Raw genomic sequence first — 23990 nt, forward strand, 5'->3', positions numbered from 1 at the left:
GTGGGAGCGGGCTTGCTCGCGAAGGCGGCGGCACATTCAACATCCTCATTGACTGACCCACCGCTTTCGCGAGCAAGCCCGCTCCCACATTTCGATCGGGGTTGTGCCGACGGTCGGTTTTCATCTGGGCCACCGTTTCACTGGCCTAGAGTTTGAAATGTATTTGTCCAGAAGAAAGGAGTGCACGATGGACCTCAACCGTCGTCAGTTCTTCAAGGTCGCCGGTATCGGCCTTGCGGGCTCGAGCCTCGGCGCGCTGGGCATGCTCCCGGCGCCTGCCTTTGCCGAGCAAGTGCGTCATTTCAAACTCGCCCACACCCATGAAACCCGCAACACCTGCCCGTACTGCTCGGTGGGATGCGGCTTGATCATGTACAGCCAGGGCGACCAGGCGAAAAACGTCAGCCAAAGCATCATCCACATCGAAGGCGACGCCGATCACCCGGTCAACCGCGGCACCCTGTGCCCGAAAGGCGCGGGCCTGCTGGACTTCATTCACAGCCCCAGCCGCTTGCAGTACCCGCAAGTGCGCAAGCCGGGCAGCACCGAATGGACGCGGATTTCCTGGGATGAAGCGCTGGACCGCGTGGCCGACCTGATGAAAGCCGACCGCGACGCCAATTTCATCGAGAAAAATGATCAGGGCCAAACGGTAAATCGCTGGCTGACCACCGGGTTCCTCGCGGCATCGGCGGCGTCCAACGAAGCGGGCTACATCACCCACAAGGTGATTCGCAGTCTCGGCATGCTGGGGTTCGATAACCAGGCGCGTGTCTGACACGGTCCGACGGTGGCAAGTCTTGCCCCGACGTACGGCCGTGGTGCCATGACCAATACCTGGACCGATATCGCCAACGCGAACCTGATCCTGGTGATGGGCGGCAACGCAGCAGAAGCGCACCCCTGCGGTTTCAAATGGGTGACCGAAGCCAAGGCGCACAACAAGGCACGGCTGATCGTGGTCGATCCGCGATTTACCCGCACCGCCTCCGTGGCCGACTATTACGCGCCGATCCGTACCGGCACCGACATTGCCTTCATGGGTGGGTTGATCAATTACCTGCTGACCGAAGACAAGATCCAGCACGAGTACGTACGCAATTACACCGACGTATCGTTCATCGTCAAAGCCGGGTACGGCTTCGAAGACGGGATCTTCAGCGGCTATGACGTGGCCAAGCGTCTGTACACCGACAAGTCCGGCTGGGGCTATGAAATCGGCGAGGACGGCTTTGCCAAGGTCGACCCGACGTTGCAAGACCCGCACTGCGTCTATCAATTGATGAAAACCCACTACAGCCGCTACAACATCGACCTGGCTAGCCAGATCTGCGGCATGCCGGTGGAGGCAATCAAGAAAATCTGGGAAGAAATCGCCACTTGCTCGCAACCGGGCAAGACCATGACGATTCTCTACGCCTTGGGCTGGACCCAGCATTCCATCGGTTCGCAAATCATCCGCAGCGCGGCGATGGTGCAACTGTTGCTGGGCAACGTCGGCATGCCCGGCGGTGGGGTCAACGCCTTGCGTGGACACTCGAACATCCAGGGTCTGACCGACCTCGGTTTGCTCTCCAACTCGCTGCCCGGTTACCTGACGCTGGGCCTGGATGCCGAGCAGGATTACGACGCCTACATCACTAAACGCACGCAAAAACCCTTGCGGCCGGGGCAACTGTCTTACTGGCAGAACTACAGCAAGTTCCACGTCAGCCTGATGAAGTCCTGGTACGGCAACAACGCCACCGCCGAGAACCACTGGGCCTACGACTACCTGCCGAAACTCGACATCCCCAACTACGACATCCTGAAAATGTTCGACCTGATGGGCCAGGGCAAGGTCAACGGCTACATGTGCCAGGGCTTCAACCCGATTGTCGCGTTGCCGGACAAAAACCGCGTGATGGCGGCATTGGCCAAGCTGAAATGGATGGTGGTGATGGACCCGCTGTCCACGGAGACTTCGGAGTTCTGGAAAAACGTCGGGCCGTACAACGACGTGACCAGCGCCAACATCCAGACCGAAGTCATTCGCCTGCCCACCACCTGTTTCGCCGAAGAAGACGGCTCGCTGGTCAACAGCAGCCGCTGGCTGCAATGGCACTGGAAAGGTGCCGACGGACCGGGGGAAGCGCTGACCGATATCAAGATCATGGGTGAGTTGTTCCTGCGTTTGCGCAAGCGTTATCAGGCCGATGGCGGGGCGTATCCCGACCCGATCCTGAAGTTGTCCTGGCCGTACAAAATCCCTGACGAGCCTTCGCCGGAAGAACTGGCCAGGGAAATCAACGGCGTCGCCACCACGGATTTCACTGATGCCACCGGCGCGGCGATCAAGGGCAACGCGCAACTGGCCGGTTTCGCCCAGCTCAAGGACGACGGCAGTACCGCGTCAGGCTGCTGGATTTTCTGCGGCAGCTGGACCGAAATGGGCAACCAGATGGCCCGGCGTGACAACAGCGATCCGTACGGTATGAAGCAACACCTGGGCTGGGCCTGGGCCTGGCCGGCCAATCGGCGGATTCTCTACAACCGCGCCTCGGCCGACACCCAAGGCAAGCCGTGGGACGAGAAAAAACGCCTGGTGTGGTGGAACGGCAAGGCTTGGGCCGGCACTGATGTGCCGGACTTCAAGGTCGATTCGGCCCCGGACGCCGGGATGAACCCGTTCATCATGAACCCCGAAGGCGTCGCGCGGTTCTTCGCCGTGGACAAGATGAACGAAGGACCATTCCCCGAGCACTACGAGCCGTTCGAAACCCCGATCGGCATCAACCCGCTGCATCCGACCAACAAGAAAGCCACCAGCAACCCGGCGGCGCGGATCTTTGATTCTGTGTGGGACACCCTCGGCGTGGCCAAAGATTACCCGTATGCCGCCACCAGTTACCGGCTGACCGAGCATTTTCACTTCTGGAGCAAGCACTGCAAGCTCAATGCGATTGCCCAGCCCGAGCAGTTCGTCGAGATCGGTGAAGTGCTGGCCAAGGAGAAAGGCATCGTTGCCGGCGACAAGGTCCGGGTCAGTAGCAAGCGTGGCTTTATCGAAGCGGTGGCGGTGGTGACCAAGCGCATTCGTCCGCTGCAGGTCAACGGCCAGGTAGTGCACCACATCGGCATCCCGCTGCACTGGGGCTTTACCGGGCTGACGCGTCACGGTTATCTCACTAACACCCTGGTGCCGTTCCTCGGCGATGGCAATTCCCAGACCCCGGAATCCAAGTCATTCCTGGTCAACGTGGAGAAAGTCTAAATGGCCAGCCAAGACATTATTGCTCGCTCGGCCACCACGACTGTGCCGCCATCGGCGCGCAATCAGGAGGAAGTGGCGAAGCTGATCGACACTACAAAATGCATCGGCTGCAAGGCCTGCCAGGTCGCCTGCTCGGAATGGAACGAGCTGCGCGACGATGTCGGCCACAACCTCGGCACCTACGACAATCCCCAGGACCTGACCGCAGAAACCTGGACCCTGATGCGCTTCACCGAGCACGAAACCGACGCCGGCAACCTCGAATGGCTGATCCGCAAGGACGGCTGCATGCATTGCGCCGAACCCGGTTGCCTGGCGGCGTGCCCCAGCCCTGGGGCGATCATCAAGCACGCCAACGGCATCGTCGATTTCGATCAGGACCATTGCATCGGTTGCGGCTATTGCATCACCGGGTGCCCGTTCAACATCCCGCGCATTTCGCAAAAGGATCACAAGGCCTACAAGTGCACGCTGTGTTCGGACCGGGTCGCGGTCGGTCTGGAACCGGCCTGTGTGAAAACCTGCCCGACCGGCGCCATCGTCTTCGGCACCAAGGAAGACATGAAGGAACACGCCGCCGAACGTATCGTCGATCTCAAGAGCCGTGGCTTTGAGAACGCCGGTCTGTACGACCCCGCCGGGGTCGGCGGCACCCACGTGATGTACGTGCTGCACCATGCCGACACACCGCAGCTGTACGCCGGTTTGGCGAAAGACCCGACGATCAGTCCGTTGGTGGGCTTGTGGAAAGGCGTAAGCAAACCCTTGGGCTTGTTGGCCATGGGCCTGGCGGTGCTGGCCGGGTTCTTCCATTACGTGCGCATCGGGCCGCAAATTGTGGAAGAGGATGAACTGCCGCCGTACAAAGACCCGGCGGTGCACGAGGTCGATCCATCGGTGCACACCTTTGATCCGCGCGGGGAGGACAGACCATGATCCGCAAGCAGATCCTGCGTTACACCGCCAACCAGCGGACCAATCACTGGCTGGTGGCGATCCTGTTTTTCATGGCCGCGTTGTCGGGGTTGGCGCTGTTTCATCCGGCGCTGTTCTGGCTGAGCAACCTGTTTGGCGGCGGGCCGTGGACGCGGGTTTTGCATCCGTTCATGGGCGTGTTGATGTTTGTGCTGTTCCTCGGGCTGGTGATTCGCTTCTGGAGTGCCAACTTCTTTATCCGCAACGATGGGTTGTGGCTCAAGCGGATCGACCGGGTGATAAAAAACGAAGAAGAGGGCGTGCCGCCGATTGGCAAGTACAACCCAGGGCAGAAGCTGCTGTTCTGGACGTTGCTGTTGTGCATGTTAGGGTTGCTGTTCACGGGGTTGGTGATTTGGCGCGCGTACTTCAGCGTGTATTTCGGCATCACCACGATTCGCTGGGCCATGCTGTTGCATACGCTGGCCGGGTTTGTGCTGGTGTTGAGCATCATCATCCACATCTACGCCGGGATCTGGATCAAGGGCTCGATCAGCGCCATGGTCCACGGTTGGGTCAGCCGCGCCTGGGCGAAGAAGCACCATGAGCTCTGGTATCGCGAAGTGACCCGCGACGAAGACCCCGACCGACCCATCAGAAAAGGATAAGCACGTGGCGACGATTCTTGAGCCTGGCGAGATTGAAGCGGCGGCGAGTTCACCGCCGTTTCTGCACCTGCCACCGCGCAACCTGTTTACCTTGCGCGCGCAGGGTCTGGAGCGCTTGGCCGAGGGGCATCCACTCGCTGATTACCTGCGACTGATGGCCGGCTTGTGTCATCTGCAACAGGAAATGCTGGATGACCTGCCGGTTGATGAGATGCCAGACCCCGAACGGCTGACAGCCTGCCAGCAGCACGGTTTGCCGCCGTTCGCCGCTGACAGTCTGGTGCGTGAGGGGGATTGGTTACCGTTTCTGTACGCGCTGTTGCTGCGCTATAAGCCACCGGCAGACACCGCTGTCAAAAGCGCGATCAACACGCTGCTAGGTGCCAACCCCGGGCAGCTCAAGGCCTGGGCTGTGGCGCTGGTCAGCGGACAATTCACATTGCTGCCGGCGGCGGTGGTGCCGTTTCTCGGCGCGGCGCTGCAAGTGACCTGGAGCCACTGGTTGCTGGACACCCCGAACCTGGAACTCAAGCCTGGCGACAGCCTCAGCCAATGCCCGGCCTGTGGTTCGCCGGCGATGGCCGGGGTGATTCGCCATCGTGGCAAGTTCAACGGTTTGCGTTATCTGGTGTGTTCGCTGTGTGCCTGCGAATGGCATGTGGTGCGGGTCAAATGCGTGTATTGCGAACAGAGCAAAGGCCTGGAATACGTCAGCCTCGATGATGATCGATACGCGGCGAATCAGGCGCCGTTGCGCGCGGAAGTCTGCCCCGGCTGCAACAGCTATTTGAAACTGCTGTATCTGGAAAATGATGCCGAAGCCGAGGCGTTGTCGACCGACCTGACCAGCCTGCTGCTCGATATGCGCCTGGAGCAGGAAGGCTATCAGCGCCTGGCGCCGAATCTGTTGTTCGCTCCCGGAGGCGAATGAACCCAGCGTCTACACTCAGGCGCGACGGTCCATCGCTTTTTGGAGTTACCGATGTCCAACCTGCGCCTACCTTCCATCGACAGTTTGTTGCGCCATCCGGCGTGTCAGCCGCTGGCTGAGCGTTATGGGCGAGAGGCGTTGCTGGCGAGTCTGCGGCAGTTGCTCGATGACTTGCGCGAGCCGGTTTTGTCGGGACAACTGGCGGCGGTCGAGATCGCGCCAGAAGTGCTGGCGGGCAGGGCGGGCGAGCGGCTGATTGCGCAACATCGCAGCCATGTGCGCCGGGTGTTCAACCTCACCGGTACGGTTTTGCACACCAATCTGGGTCGGGCGCTGTTGCCCGAAGAGGCCATCGAAGCGGTGCAAATGGCCGCGCGTTATCCGATCAATCTTGAGTTCGATTTGCACAGCGGCAAGCGTGGCGACCGCGATGACCTGATCGAAGGCCTGATCCGTGAATTGACCGGTGCCGAAGCGGTCACCGTGGTCAACAACAATGCCGCCGCCGTGCTGCTGACCCTCAACAGCCTGGGCGCGCGCAAGGAAGGCATCATTTCCCGGGGCGAACTGATTGAAATCGGCGGTGCGTTTCGCATTCCCGACATCATGGCCCGGGCCGGGGTTCGTTTGCGTGAAGTCGGCACCACCAATCGCACCCACGCCAAGGACTATGAAGCCGTTATCGGCCTGCGCAGTGGCTTGATCATGCGCGTGCATGCGAGCAACTACGCAATCTCGGGTTTCACTACGAGTGTGCCGACGGTGGAGCTGGCCGAGTTGGCGCACAAACATGCGTTGCCGTTGCTGGAGGATCTGGGCAGCGGCAGTTTGCTGGATTTGACGCGTTGGGGTTTGCCGGCTGAGCCGACGGTGCGTCAGGCACTGCTGGATGGCGCGGACATCGTGACGTTTAGTGGCGACAAGTTGCTCGGCGGGCCGCAAGCCGGATTGATTGTCGGGCGCAAGGAGTTGATCGCGAAGATCAAGAAGAACCCGCTCAAGCGTGCATTGCGGGTCGACAAACTGACGTTGGCGGCGCTGGAAGCGGTGTTGGGCTTGTACCGCGATCCTGATCGACTGGTCGAACGCTTGCCGAGCCTGCGCCTGTTGACCCGGCCGCAGGCGGACATCCTTGCGCAAGCCGAGCGTCTGCAATCGTCACTGGCACAAGTGTTGGGCGAAGGCTGGAATGTCAGTGCGGTGCCGGCACTGGGCATGATCGGCAGCGGCAGCCAACCGGTGGCGCGTTTGCCGAGTGCGGCATTATGCCTGCGGCCGGTGGTCTCCAAACGTCTGCGTGGCCGGTTTTTGCTTGGGTTGGAAGCAGCGTTTCGGGACTTGCCGATCCCGGTGCTCGGTCGCATTGATGACGACGCCTTGTGGCTGGACTTGCGGCAACTGGATGACGAAGCGGCGTGGCTGGCGCAACTTGATCAACTGAAAGGAAGGGAAGGGTGATCGTCGGCACGGCTGGGCACATCGACCACGGCAAGACGTTGTTGCTTGAGGCGCTGACCGGTCAGGCGGGGGATCGTCGTCGCGAAGAGCGCGAACGGGGCATGACCATCGACCTCGGCTACCTCTACGCGGCGCTGGAACCGGGGGCGGAACTGACCGGGTTTATCGACGTGCCCGGGCATGAGCGCTTCACCCACAATATGCTTGCCGGGGTGCAAGGGATCGACCTGGTGCTGTTGGTGGTGGCAGCGGATGACGGCGTGATGCCCCAGACTCGGGAGCATCTGGCGATTGTCGAGTTGCTGGGCATTCCTCGGGCGTTGGTGGCGATCACCAAGTGTGATCGGGTTGAGGCGGGCAGGGTCGCTGAAGTTCGGGTGCAGATTGAAGCATTGCTCGCACCCGGACCGTATGCCGGCGCGCCGCTGATTGCGTTGTCGAGTGTGACGGGCGAGGGTGTCGAAACCTTGCGAGAGGCGCTGCTCGCTGAGCAAAAACACGTCCTTCAACGCAGTATCAGCGGCGGGTTTCGGCTGGCGATTGATCGTGCCTTCAGCGTTGCCGGCGCCGGCATCGTGGTGACCGGCACTGCGTTGTCCGGTCAGGTGGCCGTGGGTGACACGTTGCTGCTCGGGCCGTTGGGTAAACCGGTGCGAGTACGTGGTTTGCATGCGCAGAATCAGCCCAGCGAGGTTGCAATCGCAGGCCAACGCGTAGCGCTGAACCTGAGCGCCGAACGCCTGAACCTGGAACAGATCCACCGTGGCCAATGGTTGCTCGCCGAGTGGCTGCATGCGCCGACCCAGCGGCTGGATATCGAGATGCGTCTGTTGCCCAGCGAAGTCACCGCATTTGCGCACTTTCACCCGGTGCACGTGCACCTCGGCACGCAAGACGTGACTGGGCGTGTCGCATTGCTGGAAGGCCCGAGCCTGGCGCCCGGCGAGCGGATGTTCGCGCAGTTGCTGTTGAATGCGCCGGTGCATGCGGTGAAGGGTGATCCGCTGATCCTGCGCGACCAAAGCGCCCAGCGCACCCTCGGCGGTGGACGGGTGCTCGATCCGTTTGCACCGAGCCGCCATCGCCGCAGTCCCGAGCGATTGGCGCAACTACAAGCCCTCGCCGACACCAACAGTCTTGAGCAAGTCATGCCCGCGCTGCTGGCCCACAGCGACATCGGCCTCGACCCGCAACGCCTCGAACGCCAGTTCAATCGTCAGCGTGATGATTGGGTGCTGCCCGACGACGTGCGCCTGATTGCCACCCGCCAAGGTCCGTTACTGTTCAGCGCCGCCCGTTGGGATGCGTTGAAGGCTCCGTTATTGGAACACCTCGCACGCTTCCATCAACTGGAACCGGATCAAATGGGCCCGGACCGTGATCGCCTGCGCCGGTTCTCTGGCTCCGTGCTCGACCGTGCAACGTTCATCAGCCTGCTCGACGAATTACTCGCCAGCGGCGCCGTAGTCAGCAGCGGACCGTGGCTGCATCTGCCCGATCATCAAGTGCGCCTCAGCGCCGACGATGAAGCCTTGTGGCAGCAATTGCAGCCAATCTTTGAACAGGCCGGTTTCAATCCACCGTGGGTGCGTGATCTGGGACATGACGAGGCGGCGGTGCGCCTGCTGCTGCGCAAAATGGCGCGGCTGGGCTTGCTGCACCAAGTGGTGCGCGACCTGTTCTACACCGACGCGGTGCTGCGGCGATTGGCGGCTATGCTGTTGCAACTGGCCGGTGAAAACCCGGTGGTCGAGGTGGCGGCGTTTCGTGATGCGGTGGGGTTGGGTCGCAAGCGCTGCGTGCAGATTCTCGAGTATTTCGACCGGATCGGCCTGACCCGACGCCTCGGCGACCGGCGCCAGATTCGTCTCGACAGTGCCTTGGCTCAGGCCAACGAATAAGGAAGGCAATCGCGCCCGGTGGCGCGGCCGGGCTTCAAACCCGGTTGGGGACGGCATCCGTTCCCGGGCAGGTTCGACTCCGGCTGCCTTCCGCCAGTTTCACCGTGGCGCCAGTTCCTTGATCAGGAAATCAATAAACGTGCGGGTCTTCTGCGGCACCCGCCGCGATGATGGGTAGACCGCGTTGATGGTGATCGGTGGCGCCTGCCACTCGCACAGCACCGGCACCAGCCGACCTGCCGCCAGCGCCTCTTCAACAATGAAATCCGGGAGTAGGGCGATGCCCATCCCGGCTTCGGCGGCCTGGGCGAGCAAGTCGCCGTTGTTGGCGTGCAACGGCCCAGTGACGTTGACCCGTTGCGTGTCCTTGCCATTGCTCAGTTGCAAGCTGACGCCGCTTTGCAAATAGCCGTAGTTCAAGCATTGGTGGGCTGTCAGGTCCTTTGGCACTTGCGGTGTGCCGGCACGTTTCAAGTAGGCCGGCGAGGCCACCATAATCCGTGGTGCCGGGGCCAACAGCCGGGCGATCATCGACGAGTCGGGCATGCTCGCAATCCGCAGCGTCACATCGAAACCGCCGCGCACCGGGTCCACTTGCTGGTCGCTGAGCACAAGTTGTAGCTCGATATTCGGGTGCAGCTCATGGAACAGCGGAATCAGCGGCCCCAGACGCCGCAGCCCGAAGGACATCGGCGCGTTGATCCGCAGCACGCCACGCAGTTCACCAACGCCATCACGGGCCCGTTGCTCGGCTTCATCGAGCGAGGCGATCAGCTCCCGCGCCGCATCGTAATACTCGGCGCCGGCCTCGGTCAGGTGCAGGCTGCGCGTGGTGCGTTGCAGCAACTGCACGCCGATGGCTTCTTCCAGTGCCTGAATCTGTTTGCTGACTTTGGAGCGCGGCACATCCATCGCCCGGGCTGCGGCGGCGAAGCCGTTTTCAGCGACGGTGACGATAAACGCGCGCATGCATTCGATACGGTCCAAGGATTGTCCCCAATTTGGAATCAATGATTCCCGATTCTAGGTAATTGTTCCTTTTGTGGCCAGGGCCTAAATTAGCAACCAAGCCGCCAGCAAACAGCGACTAACCCATTAAACAGAACTCATCGACATCAAAAGGAACTCGCCATGTCCATCCGTGAATTGCTCAACCCAACCAACTCCGCCCTGATCCTGATCGATCACCAGCCGCAGATGTCCTTCGGCGTGCAATCGATTGATCGCCAGACCCTGAAGAACAACACCGTGGCGTTGGCCAAGGCTGCCAAGATCTTCAATGTGCCGACCATCCTGACCTCGGTGGAAACCGAGAGCTTCAGCGGTTTCATCTGGCCGGAACTGCTCGGTGTATTCCCGGATCAACAGCCGATCGAACGCACCTCGATGAACTCCTGGGAAGACAAGGCGCTGGTCGCTGCGGTGAAAGCCACCGGGCGCAAAAAGCTGATCATGGCGGCACTGTGGACCGAGGTCTGCCTGAACTTCCCGGCGCTGGAAGCCCTGGCTGAAGGCTACGAGGTGTACATCGTCACCGACGCGTCCGGTGGCACCACCAAGGAAGCCCACGACATGTCCGTGCAACGCATGATCCAGGCCGGCGCGGTGCCGGTGACCTGGCAACAAGTGCTGCTCGAATACCAACGCGACTGGGCCCACAAAGAAACCTACGACGCAGTGATGGAACTGGTGCGCGAACACAGCGGCGCCTACGGCATGGGCGTGGACTACGCCTACACCATGGTGCACAAGGCACCGCAGCGGCAGGTCAAATAAGGGATCAATCACCGACCCTGAATCTACACAGGGCCGAACATGTGGGAGCGGGCTTGCTCGCGAAGACGGAGTATCAGTCGACAGAGATGTTGCCTGGACTACCGCCATCGCGAGCAAGCTCGCTCCCACATTTTGTCCTGCGTAAAACCCAATCCTGTAGCCGCAGCCATTCCCACATTTTGGTCTGTGTGGAACCCGATCCCGCGACCGCAGCAATTCCTCTGTGGGAGCGAGGCTTGCCCGCGAAAGCGGTCTGTCTGCAGCGGCGATGTTGAATGTGCCGCCGTCTTCGCGGGCAAGCCTTGCTCCTACAGGGATTTGTGAGAATCAGAAAGGCCCGAAGGTCAGGGGGTATTGGATCACGACGTAGACCCGGTCGATGTCATCGCCCGCCTGGGCGGTGTTGCCTCGATGGGAGACGTGGGACAGTTGCAGGGATAAGCCCTTGGCCGATCCGGATTGCACGACGTAGTGCAAGTCGATGTCGCGCTCCCAATGCCGTCCGCCATCGCCTTGCTGCGGTACGTACTCGCCGCTGGCCTCGTCGAACGGGTTGTAGGCGCCACCCTTGGGCGCACGGGTGCCGTCGATGTCGCGACCGGTCACATAGCGGGTCATGAACTTCAGCCCCGGAATGCCAAACGCACCCAAGTCGAGGTCGTAACGCGCCTGCCAGGAACGTTCATGGGCGCCGTTGAAGTCGGCGTACTTGATCGAGTTGGCCAGGTAGATGGAGTCGCCACCGACGAAATCGAACGGCGTATCACCGTTGATTTGCTGATAGGCCAGGGTGAAACCATGGGCACCGAGGCTGTACTTGCCCGACAAGCTATAGGCCGTATTGTCGATCGCACCCGCCAATGCGCGGCCAGTGTCCTGCGTGTGGTACAGATTGGCGTCGAGAAATACATCCGACTGTTTGAAGTGCAGATTGCCGTAGTACTGGTGCCAGGTGTCGCTCAGTTCAGAGGCATACACCGCGCCGCCCACCGGGCTGTTGGTGAACAGGTCGGCCCCCAGAAAGGAAATCCCGCCAGCCTCGGTGTTTGCACCGTAACCGAAGAAATCCCCTTTGCCCGATGAACTGTCCTGATTCTTGAACGCCGTGAAATGCCCGGCCACCAGGTTGATGCCGTCGATTTCCCGGCTGTTCATGAGAAACCCCGTGGCGTACTCCGGTTGCAGGCGTTTGTCCGACGTATCGAACACCGGTGTTTCCACGGTCATTTCACCAAACGCCAGGGTCGTGCGGGACGCCTTCAACTTGATCGCGCCGCCACCACTGGAGTAATTGCTGTCGCTGCGTCCATCATCATCCACCGGCAGCAACCCAGTGCCCGAATGCCCCTTGCCGCCATCAAGCTTGAGCCCGAAAAACCCGTGGGCGTCCAGGCCAAAACCGACAACGCCTGCGGTGAAACCAGATTCAAAGGTGCTGATAAACCCTTGAGCCCATTCAGCTTTGTAGCTTTTTCCAGAGGGTGAGGGCGTTCGGTAGTCGCTGTTGAGGTAGAAGTTGCGACTCAGCACCCCCAGCGTTGCGCCATCCAGAAAACCGCTGGGCGCCGGTTCATCCGCGAGGGCCGGGCCGGCGAGTACCATCGACAAGCACAGGCTGCGATTTAACGAAGAAAACATCATGGATCGATCACCACGAGGGCAGCGACTGCGCGAGCAAGTCACGCAGTCGCTGTTATTGCTTAATGGCCTTCGGACGCGCCGAACATGGTTTTGGCGTAGATCAGCCCCAAACCATACGAGCCACCGTTGGCGATGGAGGTTTTGACGGTTTCTTCGTACGTCTCGCTGCGAGCCCAGTCACGTTGCAGTTCCAGCAGGTATTGCAGCGACGTCATTGGCCGGGCGCCGAGCTGGATCATGCGTTGAATCGCCATTTCATGGGCTTCAATCGACACATCGCCACAAGCATCGGCGATGAAGTACACCTCAAAACCCTGGTCGATGGCCGACAACGCCGGACCAACGATGCACACGGACGTCCACAGACCGGCGAGGACGATTTTCTGCTTGCCGAACTTGTTGACTTCAACAGCGATGCGCTCGTCTTCCCAGGTGTTCATGCTGGTGCGGTCGATCACGTTGTGTTCCGGGAATACCGACTTGATTTCGTCGAAGATCGGCCCGGAAAAACTCTTCTCGGCCACGGTGGTGAGGATGGTCGAAACCTTGAAGCCACGGGCAGCCTTGGCCACCAGCGCGGCATTGTTGCGCAGGGTCACGGCATCGATGGACTTGGTCGCGAAGGACATCTGCGACTGGTGATCGATCATGATCAGGGTGTGATCGGTAGGGGTCAGCAGGGTTTTGCCGGGAACTGCTTTTGCAATGGCCATCACGAGGTCCTTACGGGAGTGAGTGAAGGCTCATGGTTGCGCAGATTCGGGTGGGGATCTTGAGTGGGTGTGCTGAGTTGTACGCGCCCTGCGCGAGGGTCCGTCATCGCGCAGGGCAGTGGGTCATTGCATCACATAACGCCCCGGTGCCGATTCCAGCGCCGGGTACTGGGTGTTGCCAGTATGCAGCGTGGAAGGCTGGCGCTCGCCGGCGTGTTCGGCCAGCCAGACAAACCAGTCGTTCCACCAGCTACCGGGATGTTGCTGGGCATTCATGAACCAGGTGTCCGGTTTTTTGGTCACGCGGTTGTTGGTCCAGTAATGACGTTTCTGATTGGCTGGCGGGTTGATGACCCCGGCGATGTGCCCCGAGGCGCCGAGTACAAAACGCTTGGTACCGCCGAGCAACTGGGTGCTGGCGTAGGCGCTTCTCCACGGCACGATATGGTCGTCGTGGGTAGCGAGGATGTACGCCGGCGCCTCGATGGCCCGCAGGTCCAGTTTGACGCCGCAGCAATCCAGTTCGCCGGATTTCAGGTCGTTTTGCAGGTAGGTGTGGCGCAAATACCAGCAATACATCGGGCCGGGCAGGTTGGTGCTGTCGTTGTTCCAGAACAAAAGGTCCAGGGCAATCGGCTTCAGGCCCTTGAGGTATTTGTCGACGTTGTAGTTCCACCAGAGGTCATTGGGTCGCAGCAGCGAGAAGGTGTTGCCCATGTCCTCGCCCTTGAACAGACCGATAGGGCCGTCCTTTCCGCCAATGGTGCGTTCGCGAAAAGCCACCAGTTGTTCGTCGACGAAGATGTCGATGGGGCCGGTGTCGAGGTAATCGAGGAAGGTGGTCAGCAAGCTGACGCTGGCGATGTCCTTATCGCCGCGCGCGGCCAATACCGCCAGCGCCGTGCTTAACAGCGTGCCGCCGATGCAGAAGCCGACGCAATTGGGCCGTTGCTCGCCGCTGATTTCCCGGGTCACTTGCAGGCCTTTGATGATGCCGGTTTCGATCAGGTCATCCCAGGTGGTGTTAGCGTGTGCCTGGTCGAAGTTGCGCCAGGACATCAGAAACACCGGATGCCCTTGCTTCAACAGATGACCGATCATTGAGTTGTCGGGGCGCAAATCGAGGATGTAGTACTTGTTGATCGACGGCGGCACCACGAACACCGGGCGCCGGTATTGGGTTTCGGTTTGCGGGTAGTACTGGATCAGCTGGAACAGTTCGTTCTCGAACACCACTTCGCCGGGGGTGGTGGCCAAATCCACGCCGACCTTGAACGCATTGCTGTCGCACTGGCGCATCTTGCCTTCTTGCAGGTCGCTGGCCAGGTGCAGCAACCCCGTGAGCAGGCTGGCACCCTGGGTGTCGACCACCCGTTGCAAGGCATCCGGGTTACTCGCGAGGAAGTTGCTCGGCGCCCCGGCGGCGATGGCTTGCTCCACCAGGTACAGCAAGCGCTGGCGCGGCTTTTTGTCCTTGATCGGCAGTTTGTCCAGCAGCTTCAGCAGGAAACCGGCGTTGAGCAGATAAAACGCGGCCAGCGAACCAAACAGCGGTTGGCTCCAGGCGCCGCTGGCGAAACGTCGATCCTCAAACGTGAACGGCTGGCCAGTCATCAGGCGTTGGCCGAGGTCACCCCATTGCAGCTGATAGTCGGACTGCAGGCTGTCGAGGGTGCCACGGGACAAGTCGAACCAGTCGTTGTATTCATGCCCTGTGAACCACGGATTGGTGCTGACCCACAGGCGTAATTGTTGCACTGCAAAGGAAGCAATGAACGGAACCTGGCCAGACCAGTAGGTGTTGAACGTGTGCGCATTGTTATCCATGGAACTCCTTGCCCACAAAGATCAACCGGGCAGAAAAAAGCGCGACACCGCGTATGGTGCCGCGTCAGTAGCTAAGGCAAGCAGTTCGGTGTGACTAGCGCTCGATGATCAGGCTGACGCCTTGCCCGCCGCCGATGCACAACGTGGCCAGGCCTTTGTGGCCATCGCGACGGATCAGCTCAAACAGCAGCGACACCAGAATCCGCGCACCCGATGCGCCGATCGGATGGCCGAGGGCAATCGCACCGCCGTTAACGTTGACTTTGCTGGTGTCCCAGCCCAATTCCTTGCCGACCGCCAGTGACTGCGCGGCGAAGGCTTCATTGGCTTCGATCAGGTCCAGGTCATCAAGGCTCCAACCGGCCTTTTCCAGCACCAGACGGGTGGCCGGCACCGGGCCGATGCCCATGATCGACGGGTCCACGCCGGCACTGGCGTAAGCCTTGATCCGCGCCAGCACGGGTAACCCCAGCGCCTGGGCCTTGGCGGCGCTCGCCAGCAACAGCACGGCGGCGCCATCGTTGAGGGTCGACGAGTTGCCGGCGGTGACGCTGCCGTCTTTCTGGAACGCCGGTTTGAGTTTGCCCAGGGCCTGGAGGCTGCTGTCCGGGCGTGGCTGTTCATCGGTGTCGAAGGCCAGCGGCTCACCTTTGCGCTGGGGAATCAGGATCGGGGTGATTTCCCGCTTGAAGTAGCCGGCTTCGATGGCCGCGGCGGCTTTCTGTTGCGAGGCGGCGGCGAAGGTATCTTGCTGCTCGCGAGTCAGGCTGTACTTCTGCGCCAGATTCTCCGCAGTGATGCCCATGTGGTAGTCGTTGAAGGCATCCCACAAACCGTCCTGAATCACGCTGTCTTGCAATTGCGCATGGCCCAGGCGCAAACCGGTGCGGGCTTTGGGCAGGACGTAAGGCGCCAGGCTCATGTTTTCCTGGCCGCCGGCAATCACCAGTTCGGCGTCGCCACAGCGGATCGCCTGGACGGCCAGTTGCACAGCCTTGAGCCCGGAGCCACAGACCTTGTTTAAAGTCATGGCCGGCGTGGTGAAGGGCAGGCCGGCCTTGATTGCAGTCTGGCGGGCCGGGTTTTGCCCCGCACCGGCGCTGAGCACCTGGCCGAGGATCACTTCATCAATCTGTTCGCCGTTAATCCCGGTCTGTTCGAGCAAGCGGCGAATCAGCGCCGCGCCCAGTTCGGTGGCCGGAATCGCGGACAAGGCACCCTGGAAGCTGCCAATGGCGGTACGAGTAGCGGCAACGATTACGACTTCGTTCATGCGTGACCTCATTAAGAATGTGTCGAACAGCTGCAGGGCCTCCATGCCCCGCGCGAGTTACTGCATGTTCATGCCGCCGTTGACCGAGAAGTCGGCACCGGTGCTGTAGGCCGACTCATCGGAGGCCAGCCAGGCGACGATGGAGGCGATTTCCTCGGGTTGACCGAGGCGACCGACCGGCGTGGCCGCGATCATGCTGTCGAGGATGTCCGGGCGAATGGCGGCGGTCATGCTGGTCTGGATGTAGCCCGGCGACACGGTGTTGACGGTCACGCCCTTGCCCGACACTTCCCGCGCCAGGGCCATGGTGAAGCCGTGGATGCCGGCCTTGGCCGCGCTGTAGTTGGTCTGGCCGAACTGGCCGCGCTGACCGTTGATCGAGGAAATGTTGATCACGCGTCCCCAGCCTTTGCTCAACATGCCTTCAATCACCTGTTTGGTGGTGTTGAACATGCCGTTAAGGTTGGTGCCAATCACTGCGTTCCAGTCTTCGTGAGTGAGTTTGCGAAACGAGGCATCCCGGGTGATGCCGGCGTTGTTGACCAGCACATCGACTGGGCCGACGGTCTCCCTGACCATTTCAAATGCCTTGCGGGTCGATTCCCAGTCGGTGATGTCGCCGTAGACAAACTCGAACTCAAACCCGGCCGCCAACTGGCTCGCGGCCCATTCATTCTTGCGCGCGGAATCAGCGCTGCAACCCACCACCACCTTGAAGCCTTCCTTGTAAAGACGCTGGCTGATCGCCGTACCAATCCCACCCATACCACCGGTTACCAATGCAATACGACCAAGCGACTTCATAGATCTCTTCCCTTTTTTCTTTTGCGCTGCAAGATGGGGAGATTGTTGGGTATTGCCGGGGCCTGCGGAAGTGTTGTGAGGTGACTGTGTGGTGTCCAACGGTGCCAAACGTGGTTAAAAACGAGGAGTACCTATACTGGGATCAACACTCGACATTGAGCGGCCCGATATTCTTTGATTCAACGCAGATCCGTTATGGCTCCGGACAGGATGTCCGGTTCCACAGGTCAATGAGGACGCCATGTATAGAATGAGTTCAGGCTATGCCAGCGTGCTGGTGAATACGCTCTCGGCTCAAGGACTGGATGTCGCCAGTCTGTGTCGAGAGGCTGGACTGGACATCACGCTCGCGAACCTGCCAGGAGCGTTTTGCGAGCGCAGGGCGATCTATAAATTGTGGACACTGGCGGCCCAGGCCAGCGGTGATCCGGACATCGGCCTCAAAGCCTATGGCAACTTCCATCCCGGCAGTTTTCAGATTGTCGGCTACACCATGATGTCCAGCCTCAACCTGAAAAGGGCCCTCGAACGGCTGGTGCGTTTCAGCCCGTTGATCGGCACCGGGTTCAGCCTGTTTTTCATGGCCGAGCAGCAGAACTATCGATTGGCCGCACTCGATCATCAGCAGGCCGGCTCGGTCAAACCCAGGCAATATGTCGACGCGGCTCTCGCATCGTTGATGGGGTTTTGCCGTTGGCTGGCCGGCGGCAACTCGCCGCAGCCGCTGAACGTGGAGTTCAGTTATCCGGAACCTGCGGACACGTCCGAACATCGGCGTCTGTTTGGCTGCAACCTGCAGTTTGACGCGGCCTACGACAGCATTCTGTTCGACGGCCAGGAAGTGCTGCGCCCGTTGAGCATGGCCAACGAAACACTGGCGGTGCTGCATGACAGTTTTGCCGAAGCGCAGCTGGACTTGCTGTTTGGCTTCTCGATTGTCGGCAGGATTCGCGCCTTGATCAGCGAGCGTTTGAGCCAGGGCAAGGGGCAATACGACATGGAATCGATCGCCGCGGCTCTGAACATCAGCAAGCGCACGCTGCAACGCTCCCTCGAAAAGGACGGCACGCAATTCAAGGATGTGCAGAACGCGGTGCGCCGGCAACTGGCGGATTTTTACCTGCGTCATTCTCACTTCAACATGAAGCATGTGGCCTATCTCCTTGGTTTTCATGACCACAGCAGTTTCAACAAGGCGTGCAGCCGCTGGTTTGGCATGACGCCCGGGCAGTACCGGGCGGATGAATCCTTTGAGGTCGAGGAAGCCGAGCCGGTTTGAGTGTGAGTTTTTTAGGGTGTCGGTTAGAGCCACCCCTCACCCTAACCCTCTCCCCAAAGGGTAGAGGGGACCGACCGAGTTGTTCTTGGAGCTACATCGACCTGAAATATCGAGTCGAACTCAGGTTTGAACAGCATGAAGATCGGCGTTTCGAGTGACATCGACCTGAAGGCCCGAGTCGAACTCAGGCTTGAACAGCACAAAGATCGGCTCCCTTTCCCCCTCTACCCTCTGGGGAGAGGGCTGGGGTGAGGGGTGGATCTGAAAGGCGACGCGGTTTGTATTCATCGTCTTGGTAGCTTCTTCGCTCTTTTACGGGGACTGGCGAGTGGGACTGCCAGAGTTTCAGTCTTGTCGACTGGAAGTGGCTGTTCGGCCACATCCAGTTCACCGGGCGGCTGAGTCAGGTCGAACCCCGGCAACGGCACTTCAAGCAAGGTGTGCAGCTCGCACCAAAAAGCATGGCCGGTTGCGGTTTCGTTCAGCAAATCCGGCAACAGATTGGCAACAGCAGCCAATACCTGCTGGCGTTCCTCGGTTTCAGGCAGCAACAGCGGCAGGCTGCGCAGGCTTTCTTGTGGGTGAGTGAGTACCAGCATTTTCTGGGTTTGCAGGGTTTCGCGAAGGTCCAACGGCTCGGCACTATGGTCTTGCAGCAGCACCTGTAATTGATCGAACAGTTTTTCGAGGTCGGCCTTGCCCGACGCATCGCTGTCACGGCCCAGCAGGAACAGGATACGGACCAAGGCTTCCATCAGGCCGCCCAGGGGCAGGGCGGTTTGCAGGCGTTCGAGCAGCACTTTGTCGTGCTGGTCGGCATGAGCCTGAAGATCGCGTTCCGGCATATGGCCACCGAAGCTGTTGAGCGCGCCATACACGCCGTAGAAACACAGTTCCTGGGTGGCATCACGCAGATCGCGATAGCCGTTCAAGGCGTCCTGGATCTGATTGGAAAACAACGCCTGCCAGGCCAGCAACGGGTTGTCCGTGGCGGCGGGGCGACGATCATTGCGCACCTGCGCCGCGCTGCCGGCCAACCACCACAACGCCGGGTTCAAGCTGCTCCAGAGCACTTGCTGCTGATGGAACGGATGGGCCTTGCGCATCAGCTCGGCGCTCGACTCGTTGATCAGCGGGCGCAACCACGGACGAACCCAACCGTCGTACAGACTGTTGTTGATGGCAGAAGCGCGCTCGACCAGCGCAAACTCGCGATCATCGTCACGATTCGGCTGCACATCGCCATGGACGTCGGCGATGCGCCGGGGCTCGAAACGCACGGCGTATTGCGAGTTGGGTAGATCGTCGATCAGCATTTCATAGAGCCCGGCGGGCAGGGCGTTGATGGTGGCGACCGCGCCCAGCAGTTCTCGGTGTTCACGTCGCGCCACTTCGCCGGAGACGAAAATCCCCAGGTGACCGATGCTGGCGTGGCGCAGGTAGACAATGGTGCGCCCGGCGTTTTGCAGGGCCAGGTCACTGGGGTACACATCCGCGATCCAGTCCAGCGCCTGTTGCGGCGAGGTGATGTTGTCGCCATAGGAACAAAACACCACCACCGGCACTTCGATGCGCTTGAGGTCGAGCCCGCTGCTCTTGCGCCCCAGTCCGCCGGACAGTTGGTTGCCGATAAACAGGTCATCGACAATCATCTCGATTTCTTCGCTGTTGAGCAGCGTCGGGCTGCCCCACCAACGCTCGAAATCGAGGAATCGCGCGGCTTCGGTATCGACCTCGCTGAACAGGTGGTAGTACTTGCCCCAGTAGGTGTTGGCCGGGTCGAGGTTTTCGAAATTGCTCACCAGCCAGGTGCCGTCGAAACGGTCGTTGCCCAAGTCACTGCCCAAACGCGTCATCCAGCCACCACCGAGCAAACCGCCGGTGTAGCGCATCGGATTGCGCCCGTTGACCCCGGCCCAATACGACAACGGTGCGCCATTGACGATGATCAGCCCTGGTAATTCGGGTCTTGTGGCGGCCAGTCCCATGAGTGCCCAACCCGCCTGGCAGTTGCCGATCACCACCGGTTTGGCGCTGGCGGGGTGCCGGGCGCTGACTGTTTCGATGAAATTCGCTTGGGCCTGGACGATGTCCGCCAGGGTTTGCCCTGGACTTGGCGAGTGACTGAACGCGATGAAGTAGGTGGGATGGCCGGCGCGCAGGCTTTCACCGATCAGCGAATCCTGCTTGAAGCCGCCGATGCCCGAACCGTGACCACCCCGGGGGTCGATGATGATGACCGGCGGTTGGCCGTCGATGGATGGCTCGTGGCTAAGGATGCGCAACAGTGAGTAGTTGACCGGGCGCGGCAGGTCCGCACCGTTAACCAGGGTTTCATGCTCGAACTTGAGCAGCAGCGGAAAACCTGCGCGCTCATGGGCCAGGGTGTTGTCGCCGCGCTGGCGCAAGGTGTCCCAGAACAACAGGCTGCGTTGGCTGAGGTCAGTGAAGTATGCCTGCCAGTCAGCGGCGGTAGGTTGTTTGAGTTGACCTTGGCTGAGCGGCGCGAAGGTTTTGGCTTGGCGCTGCTGCACGGCGTCGAGCACGTTATGAACGTTAAGGCGCTGCAGGTGATTCAGGTGCTCGAACAAACCGGCCGCTGAGGAAAGCGCTTCTTCTTGCGCTGCAATATTTTCGTCCTGGCCCATCGTGATCTCCTGACACTGTGCGGGGGAGTCGTCAGCCAGACTAGCAATGGCTAGGCCGATCATCGGATTTTCACAAGTCTATAGCGAATAACCACGTGGAGAGTACCGTTTATTTTGCAGTGCACAAAATATCCGTTGCCAAACTGTTTTGTGCACTGCAATATCAAGGCTAACGCGACGACTGCCCGGATCGCTGTCGCGTCCTCAGGCCTGAATGGGCCTTCCAGTACCAGGAGATTTCAGCATGTCTTTTTTCAACTCGGAAAAACTGCAAGCCACTCAGAAAGCCAACCTCGATCTTTTGCAGCAAATCAGCGGCAAGGTCTTCGCCAGCGTTGAACAGCTGAGCCAGTTGCAGTTCAAGGCACTGCGTGACTCCACTGAAGAGCACTTCGAAGGTGTTCGCAAGCTGTTGGCGGTACGTGATCCACAAGGCTTCGCCGATTTGCAGGCGTCGTTCACCCAGCCGAGCGCACAAACCGAACGCCTGGCCGAGTTCAACCGTCAGGTACAAGCGCTGATCGTCGGCACGCAATCGGACATCGCCAAACTGACCGAGCGTCAGGTTGAGGCGGGCACCCAGCAGGTGAATGAGTTTGTTGAGTCGATCAGCAAGAATGCCCCAGCGGGTTCCGAGCCAGTGGTCGCAGCATTCAAGTCGGGTTTGGCGAATGCCAGCACCGTGTTTGAAAGCGCACAGAAAGCCGTGAAACAGGCTTCTGATGTGGCTCAGAGCGGCTTCGATGCAGCGACGGCTGCAGCCGGCAAAGCCGCTCCAGAAGCGGCCGCCAAGGCGACCAGCGCTAACAAGTAAGTCAGATCAGAGCGGCACCGATGGTGATGGGTTTATTCCCCATCGCCATTTTTTTTCGGCTCGTTATCAGGGGCAGGCTTGGCGCCGAACAGGCCGAACATGTTCTGGGTATTGAGGTACAGGGCCTTGGACTGGTCGACGTATTGCCGCATCAAGTCCTGCATCACTGGTGCCTGCTGGTGCATGAAGGTGCTCCAGGCCTCGGTCGACTGGGCGCCGGTCTGGGACTGGATGTCGATCACAGTCTGGATGCTTTTATCCAGGTAACTGCCGAGCACGCCTTGGTACGGGCCGTAGAACTGGATGATGCCCATCAGCATTTCGCTGCTGAAGATCGGCTCGCCGCCACTTTCGGCTTCCAGGATGACTTGCAGCAGAATGCTGCGGGTCAAGTCCTCGCCACTTTTGGCATCGACCACCTGGAACGGGACTTTATCGACCACCAATTGACGAATGTCGGCCAGGGTCAAGTGGCTGCTGGTGTGGGTGTCGTACAGGCGGCGATTGGGGTATTTCTTGATCAGGCGGGGAGTGTTCCGACTGTTATCTGTCATGCGGGGCATCTCGTGGGCGAGCCTGATTTGCAGGCATCTTAACCTTCTTTGTTGTCCTTGCGGCCGCCTTCGCGAGCAAGCCCGCTCCCACACTGGATCTGCAGCGCCCACAAGCCCCCAGTGGGAGCGGGCTTGCTCGCGAAGAGGCCCGCCAGAACACCAAGGATCCCGGATCAAAAAAAAGGGACCCGCCGCAAAGCAAGTCCCATCTTGTGATGCCGAGTCCTCCTACCAAATCGGCAAGCTATAGCTGACGATCAGACGATTTTCATCCAGGTCACTGCCAAAGTTAGTCGAGCGCACGGTCGCATTGCGCCATTTCACCCCAACGTTCTTCAACGGGCCACTCTGCACGACATAACCGATATCGGTATCGCGCTCCCATTCCTTTCCCTCAGGACGATTGCCGCCCAGGTCAATGTTGTCGCCCGAGAGGTAGCGGGTCATGAAGGTCAGCCCAGGCACACCCATGGCCGCGAAGTTGTAGTCGTAGCGCGCCTGCCAGGATTTTTCATCCTTGCTGGCGAAGTCGCCGATCTGCACGAAGTTCACCAGGAACGCATCGGTGCCGTTGATGTAGGCGAAACCAGTGTTGCCGCTCATGCCCTGATAACCCAGCCCCAGCGCATGCCCGCCGAGGGTGTAGGTGAACATCGCCCCGAGTGCCTTGTTATCGACGTTGCTGCCGCCATCGTTGGTGGAGCGGGCGAAGCGCAAGTCACTCTTGAACGACTGGCCGGCGGTCACCGGCAGCACGTAGGTCAGGTTGACCAGATGCTGGCTGTACAGATTGTCGAGATGACCATAGCTGTAGCCCGTGGCGAGGTTACCGGTCCATTTGTAGTTGAGGCTGGCGAAGTCGAAGCTGTCGCTGGTCGGATGCGGCGTGGTGATGCCTTTGGCGCCGGTCTTGGTGATGCTCATGTCTTCGTAGTCGGAGGAATCGCGCTGGTTGACTTGTTTCAGGCGTCCGCCGTCCACGGTCAGGCCTTCGACTTCCAGCGAGGTCAGTTGACCGCCCTCGAACGTCTGCGGCAACAGCCGCGAATCGTTGGCCAGCACCGTCGGCAACTTCGGCAGCAAGGTGCCCAGCTTCAGCGTGGTTTTGGAGGCGCGGACCTTGGCAGTTACGCCCAGCTCCCCATATTCATCCTGGGCGCCTTTGCTAGTGGTGCGATGGCGTTGCAGCAAGCCGGAACCGGCGCGATCCGGGCTGGAATCGAGTTTGACCCCGGCCAGGCCAATGGCATCGACACCGAAGCCGATCAAGCCGTCGGTGAAACCGGATTCGTAACGCAGTAGAAAACCCTGGGCCCATTCCTCTTGCTTGGACTGCGCGGCGTTGTCCTGGCGAAAGTCGCGGTTGAAGTAGAAGTTGCGCAGCTCGAGGCTGGCTTTGCTGTCCTTGATAAAGTCAGCGGCGGCGGGGGCCGAGAGGCTGATAACGCCGCCGGCGAGTAACAATCGGGTAGCGAGCGTGCGGGTGTGACGGTCCATGGTGAAGCCCCTTTGTTTTTATTTTTTTGGAAAAAGCG

Annotated in this window: 18 protein-coding genes and 1 tRNA gene; 10 read left to right on the forward strand and 9 right to left on the reverse strand. The window is 60.3% G+C overall.

Annotated elements, in window-relative coordinates:
• Positions 1-187: 187 nt before the first annotated feature.
• The 7 genes from fdnG (at position 188) to ACWIKB_RS05145 (ending at position 9222) form a co-directional block, all read left to right on the forward strand.
• Complete coding sequence (fdnG, locus tag ACWIKB_RS05115; RefSeq protein WP_475265619.1) at positions 188-3253, forward strand: formate dehydrogenase-N subunit alpha; 3066 nt, start codon at positions 188-190, stop codon at positions 3251-3253.
• Positions 3254-4189, forward strand: a complete 936-nt coding sequence (gene fdxH, locus ACWIKB_RS05120) for a formate dehydrogenase subunit beta (RefSeq protein ID WP_475265620.1) — start codon at positions 3254-3256, stop codon at positions 4187-4189. It abuts the gene before it with no gap.
• Positions 4186-4836, forward strand: coding sequence for a formate dehydrogenase subunit gamma (locus tag ACWIKB_RS05125; protein ID WP_475265621.1), 651 nt, complete (start codon positions 4186-4188; stop codon positions 4834-4836). Before fdxH ends, ACWIKB_RS05125 begins: the two co-directional genes overlap by 4 nt.
• 4 nt (positions 4837-4840) lie before the next feature.
• Positions 4841-5767 carry a formate dehydrogenase accessory protein FdhE gene (fdhE, locus tag ACWIKB_RS05130; protein WP_475265622.1) on the forward strand — a complete coding sequence of 309 codons (927 nt, stop codon included), beginning with the start codon at positions 4841-4843 and terminating at the stop codon, positions 5765-5767.
• 51 nt (positions 5768-5818) lie between these two features.
• Positions 5819-7225, forward strand: a complete 1407-nt coding sequence (gene selA, locus ACWIKB_RS05135) for an L-seryl-tRNA(Sec) selenium transferase (RefSeq protein ID WP_475265623.1) — start codon at positions 5819-5821, stop codon at positions 7223-7225.
• Positions 7222-9126, forward strand: a complete 1905-nt coding sequence (gene selB / locus ACWIKB_RS05140) for a selenocysteine-specific translation elongation factor (RefSeq protein ID WP_475265624.1) — start codon at positions 7222-7224, stop codon at positions 9124-9126. Before selA ends, selB begins: the two co-directional genes overlap by 4 nt.
• A tRNA-Sec gene (locus tag ACWIKB_RS05145) sits at positions 9127-9222 on the forward strand.
• Between the two features lie 3 nt (positions 9223-9225).
• On the opposite strand, the gene ACWIKB_RS05150 is transcribed toward ACWIKB_RS05145, so the two are convergent.
• Positions 9226-10113: a LysR family transcriptional regulator gene (locus ACWIKB_RS05150; protein WP_475265625.1), complete on the reverse strand. Its 888-nt coding sequence runs from the start codon at positions 10111-10113 to the stop codon at positions 9226-9228.
• Between the two features lie 144 nt (positions 10114-10257).
• Here ACWIKB_RS05150 and ACWIKB_RS05155 point away from each other — a divergent pair, with 144 nt between their 5' ends.
• On the forward strand, positions 10258-10902 hold the full coding sequence (locus ACWIKB_RS05155; RefSeq protein ID WP_475265626.1) for a hydrolase: 645 nt from the start codon (positions 10258-10260) through the stop codon (positions 10900-10902).
• A gap of 327 nt (positions 10903-11229) precedes the next feature.
• On the opposite strand, the gene ACWIKB_RS05160 is transcribed toward ACWIKB_RS05155, so the two are convergent.
• The 5 genes from ACWIKB_RS05160 to phbB form a co-directional block, all read right to left on the reverse strand.
• A complete protein-coding gene (locus ACWIKB_RS05160) occupies positions 11230-12543 on the reverse strand; it encodes an OprD family porin (protein ID WP_475265627.1) in 1314 nt (437 codons plus the stop codon).
• Positions 12544-12602: 59 nt separating this feature from the next.
• Positions 12603-13256 carry a hydrolase gene (locus tag ACWIKB_RS05165; RefSeq protein WP_123508379.1) on the reverse strand — a complete coding sequence of 218 codons (654 nt, stop codon included), beginning with the start codon at positions 13254-13256 and terminating at the stop codon, positions 12603-12605.
• A 123-nt stretch (positions 13257-13379) separates the two neighbouring features.
• Positions 13380-15083 carry a class I poly(R)-hydroxyalkanoic acid synthase gene (phaC, locus tag ACWIKB_RS05170; RefSeq protein WP_475265628.1) on the reverse strand — a complete coding sequence of 568 codons (1704 nt, stop codon included), beginning with the start codon at positions 15081-15083 and terminating at the stop codon, positions 13380-13382.
• A gap of 94 nt (positions 15084-15177) precedes the next feature.
• A complete protein-coding gene (locus ACWIKB_RS05175) occupies positions 15178-16356 on the reverse strand; it encodes an acetyl-CoA C-acetyltransferase (protein ID WP_475265629.1) in 1179 nt (392 codons plus the stop codon).
• 57 nt (positions 16357-16413) lie between these two features.
• The gene (gene phbB, locus ACWIKB_RS05180) at positions 16414-17160 is read right to left on the reverse strand and encodes an acetoacetyl-CoA reductase (protein WP_475265630.1); all 747 of its coding nucleotides are present in this window, start codon (positions 17158-17160) and stop codon (positions 16414-16416) included.
• Positions 17161-17401: 241 nt separating this feature from the next.
• Between phbB and ACWIKB_RS05185 the strand changes: the two genes are divergently transcribed.
• Complete coding sequence (locus tag ACWIKB_RS05185) at positions 17402-18439, forward strand: AraC family transcriptional regulator (protein ID WP_475265631.1); 1038 nt, start codon at positions 17402-17404, stop codon at positions 18437-18439.
• 284 nt (positions 18440-18723) lie between these two features.
• On the opposite strand, the gene ACWIKB_RS05190 is transcribed toward ACWIKB_RS05185, so the two are convergent.
• Positions 18724-21087: a DUF3141 domain-containing protein gene (locus tag ACWIKB_RS05190; protein WP_475265632.1), complete on the reverse strand. Its 2364-nt coding sequence runs from the start codon at positions 21085-21087 to the stop codon at positions 18724-18726.
• A 244-nt stretch (positions 21088-21331) separates the two neighbouring features.
• Between ACWIKB_RS05190 and phaP the strand changes: the two genes are divergently transcribed.
• Positions 21332-21901: a TIGR01841 family phasin gene (gene phaP / locus ACWIKB_RS05195; protein WP_475265633.1), complete on the forward strand. Its 570-nt coding sequence runs from the start codon at positions 21332-21334 to the stop codon at positions 21899-21901.
• Between the two features lie 32 nt (positions 21902-21933).
• Here the strand turns inward: phaP and phaR are convergent, their stop codons facing one another.
• Complete coding sequence (phaR, locus tag ACWIKB_RS05200; protein ID WP_475265634.1) at positions 21934-22455, reverse strand: polyhydroxyalkanoate synthesis repressor PhaR; 522 nt, start codon at positions 22453-22455, stop codon at positions 21934-21936.
• A gap of 228 nt (positions 22456-22683) precedes the next feature.
• Entirely contained in the window at positions 22684-23952 is a 1269-nt protein-coding gene (locus ACWIKB_RS05205; RefSeq protein ID WP_475265635.1) for an OprD family porin, read from the reverse strand.
• Positions 23953-23990 lie beyond the last annotated feature (38 nt).

The sequence above is a fragment of the Pseudomonas sp. 5Vm1k genome (genome assembly GCF_056161485.1).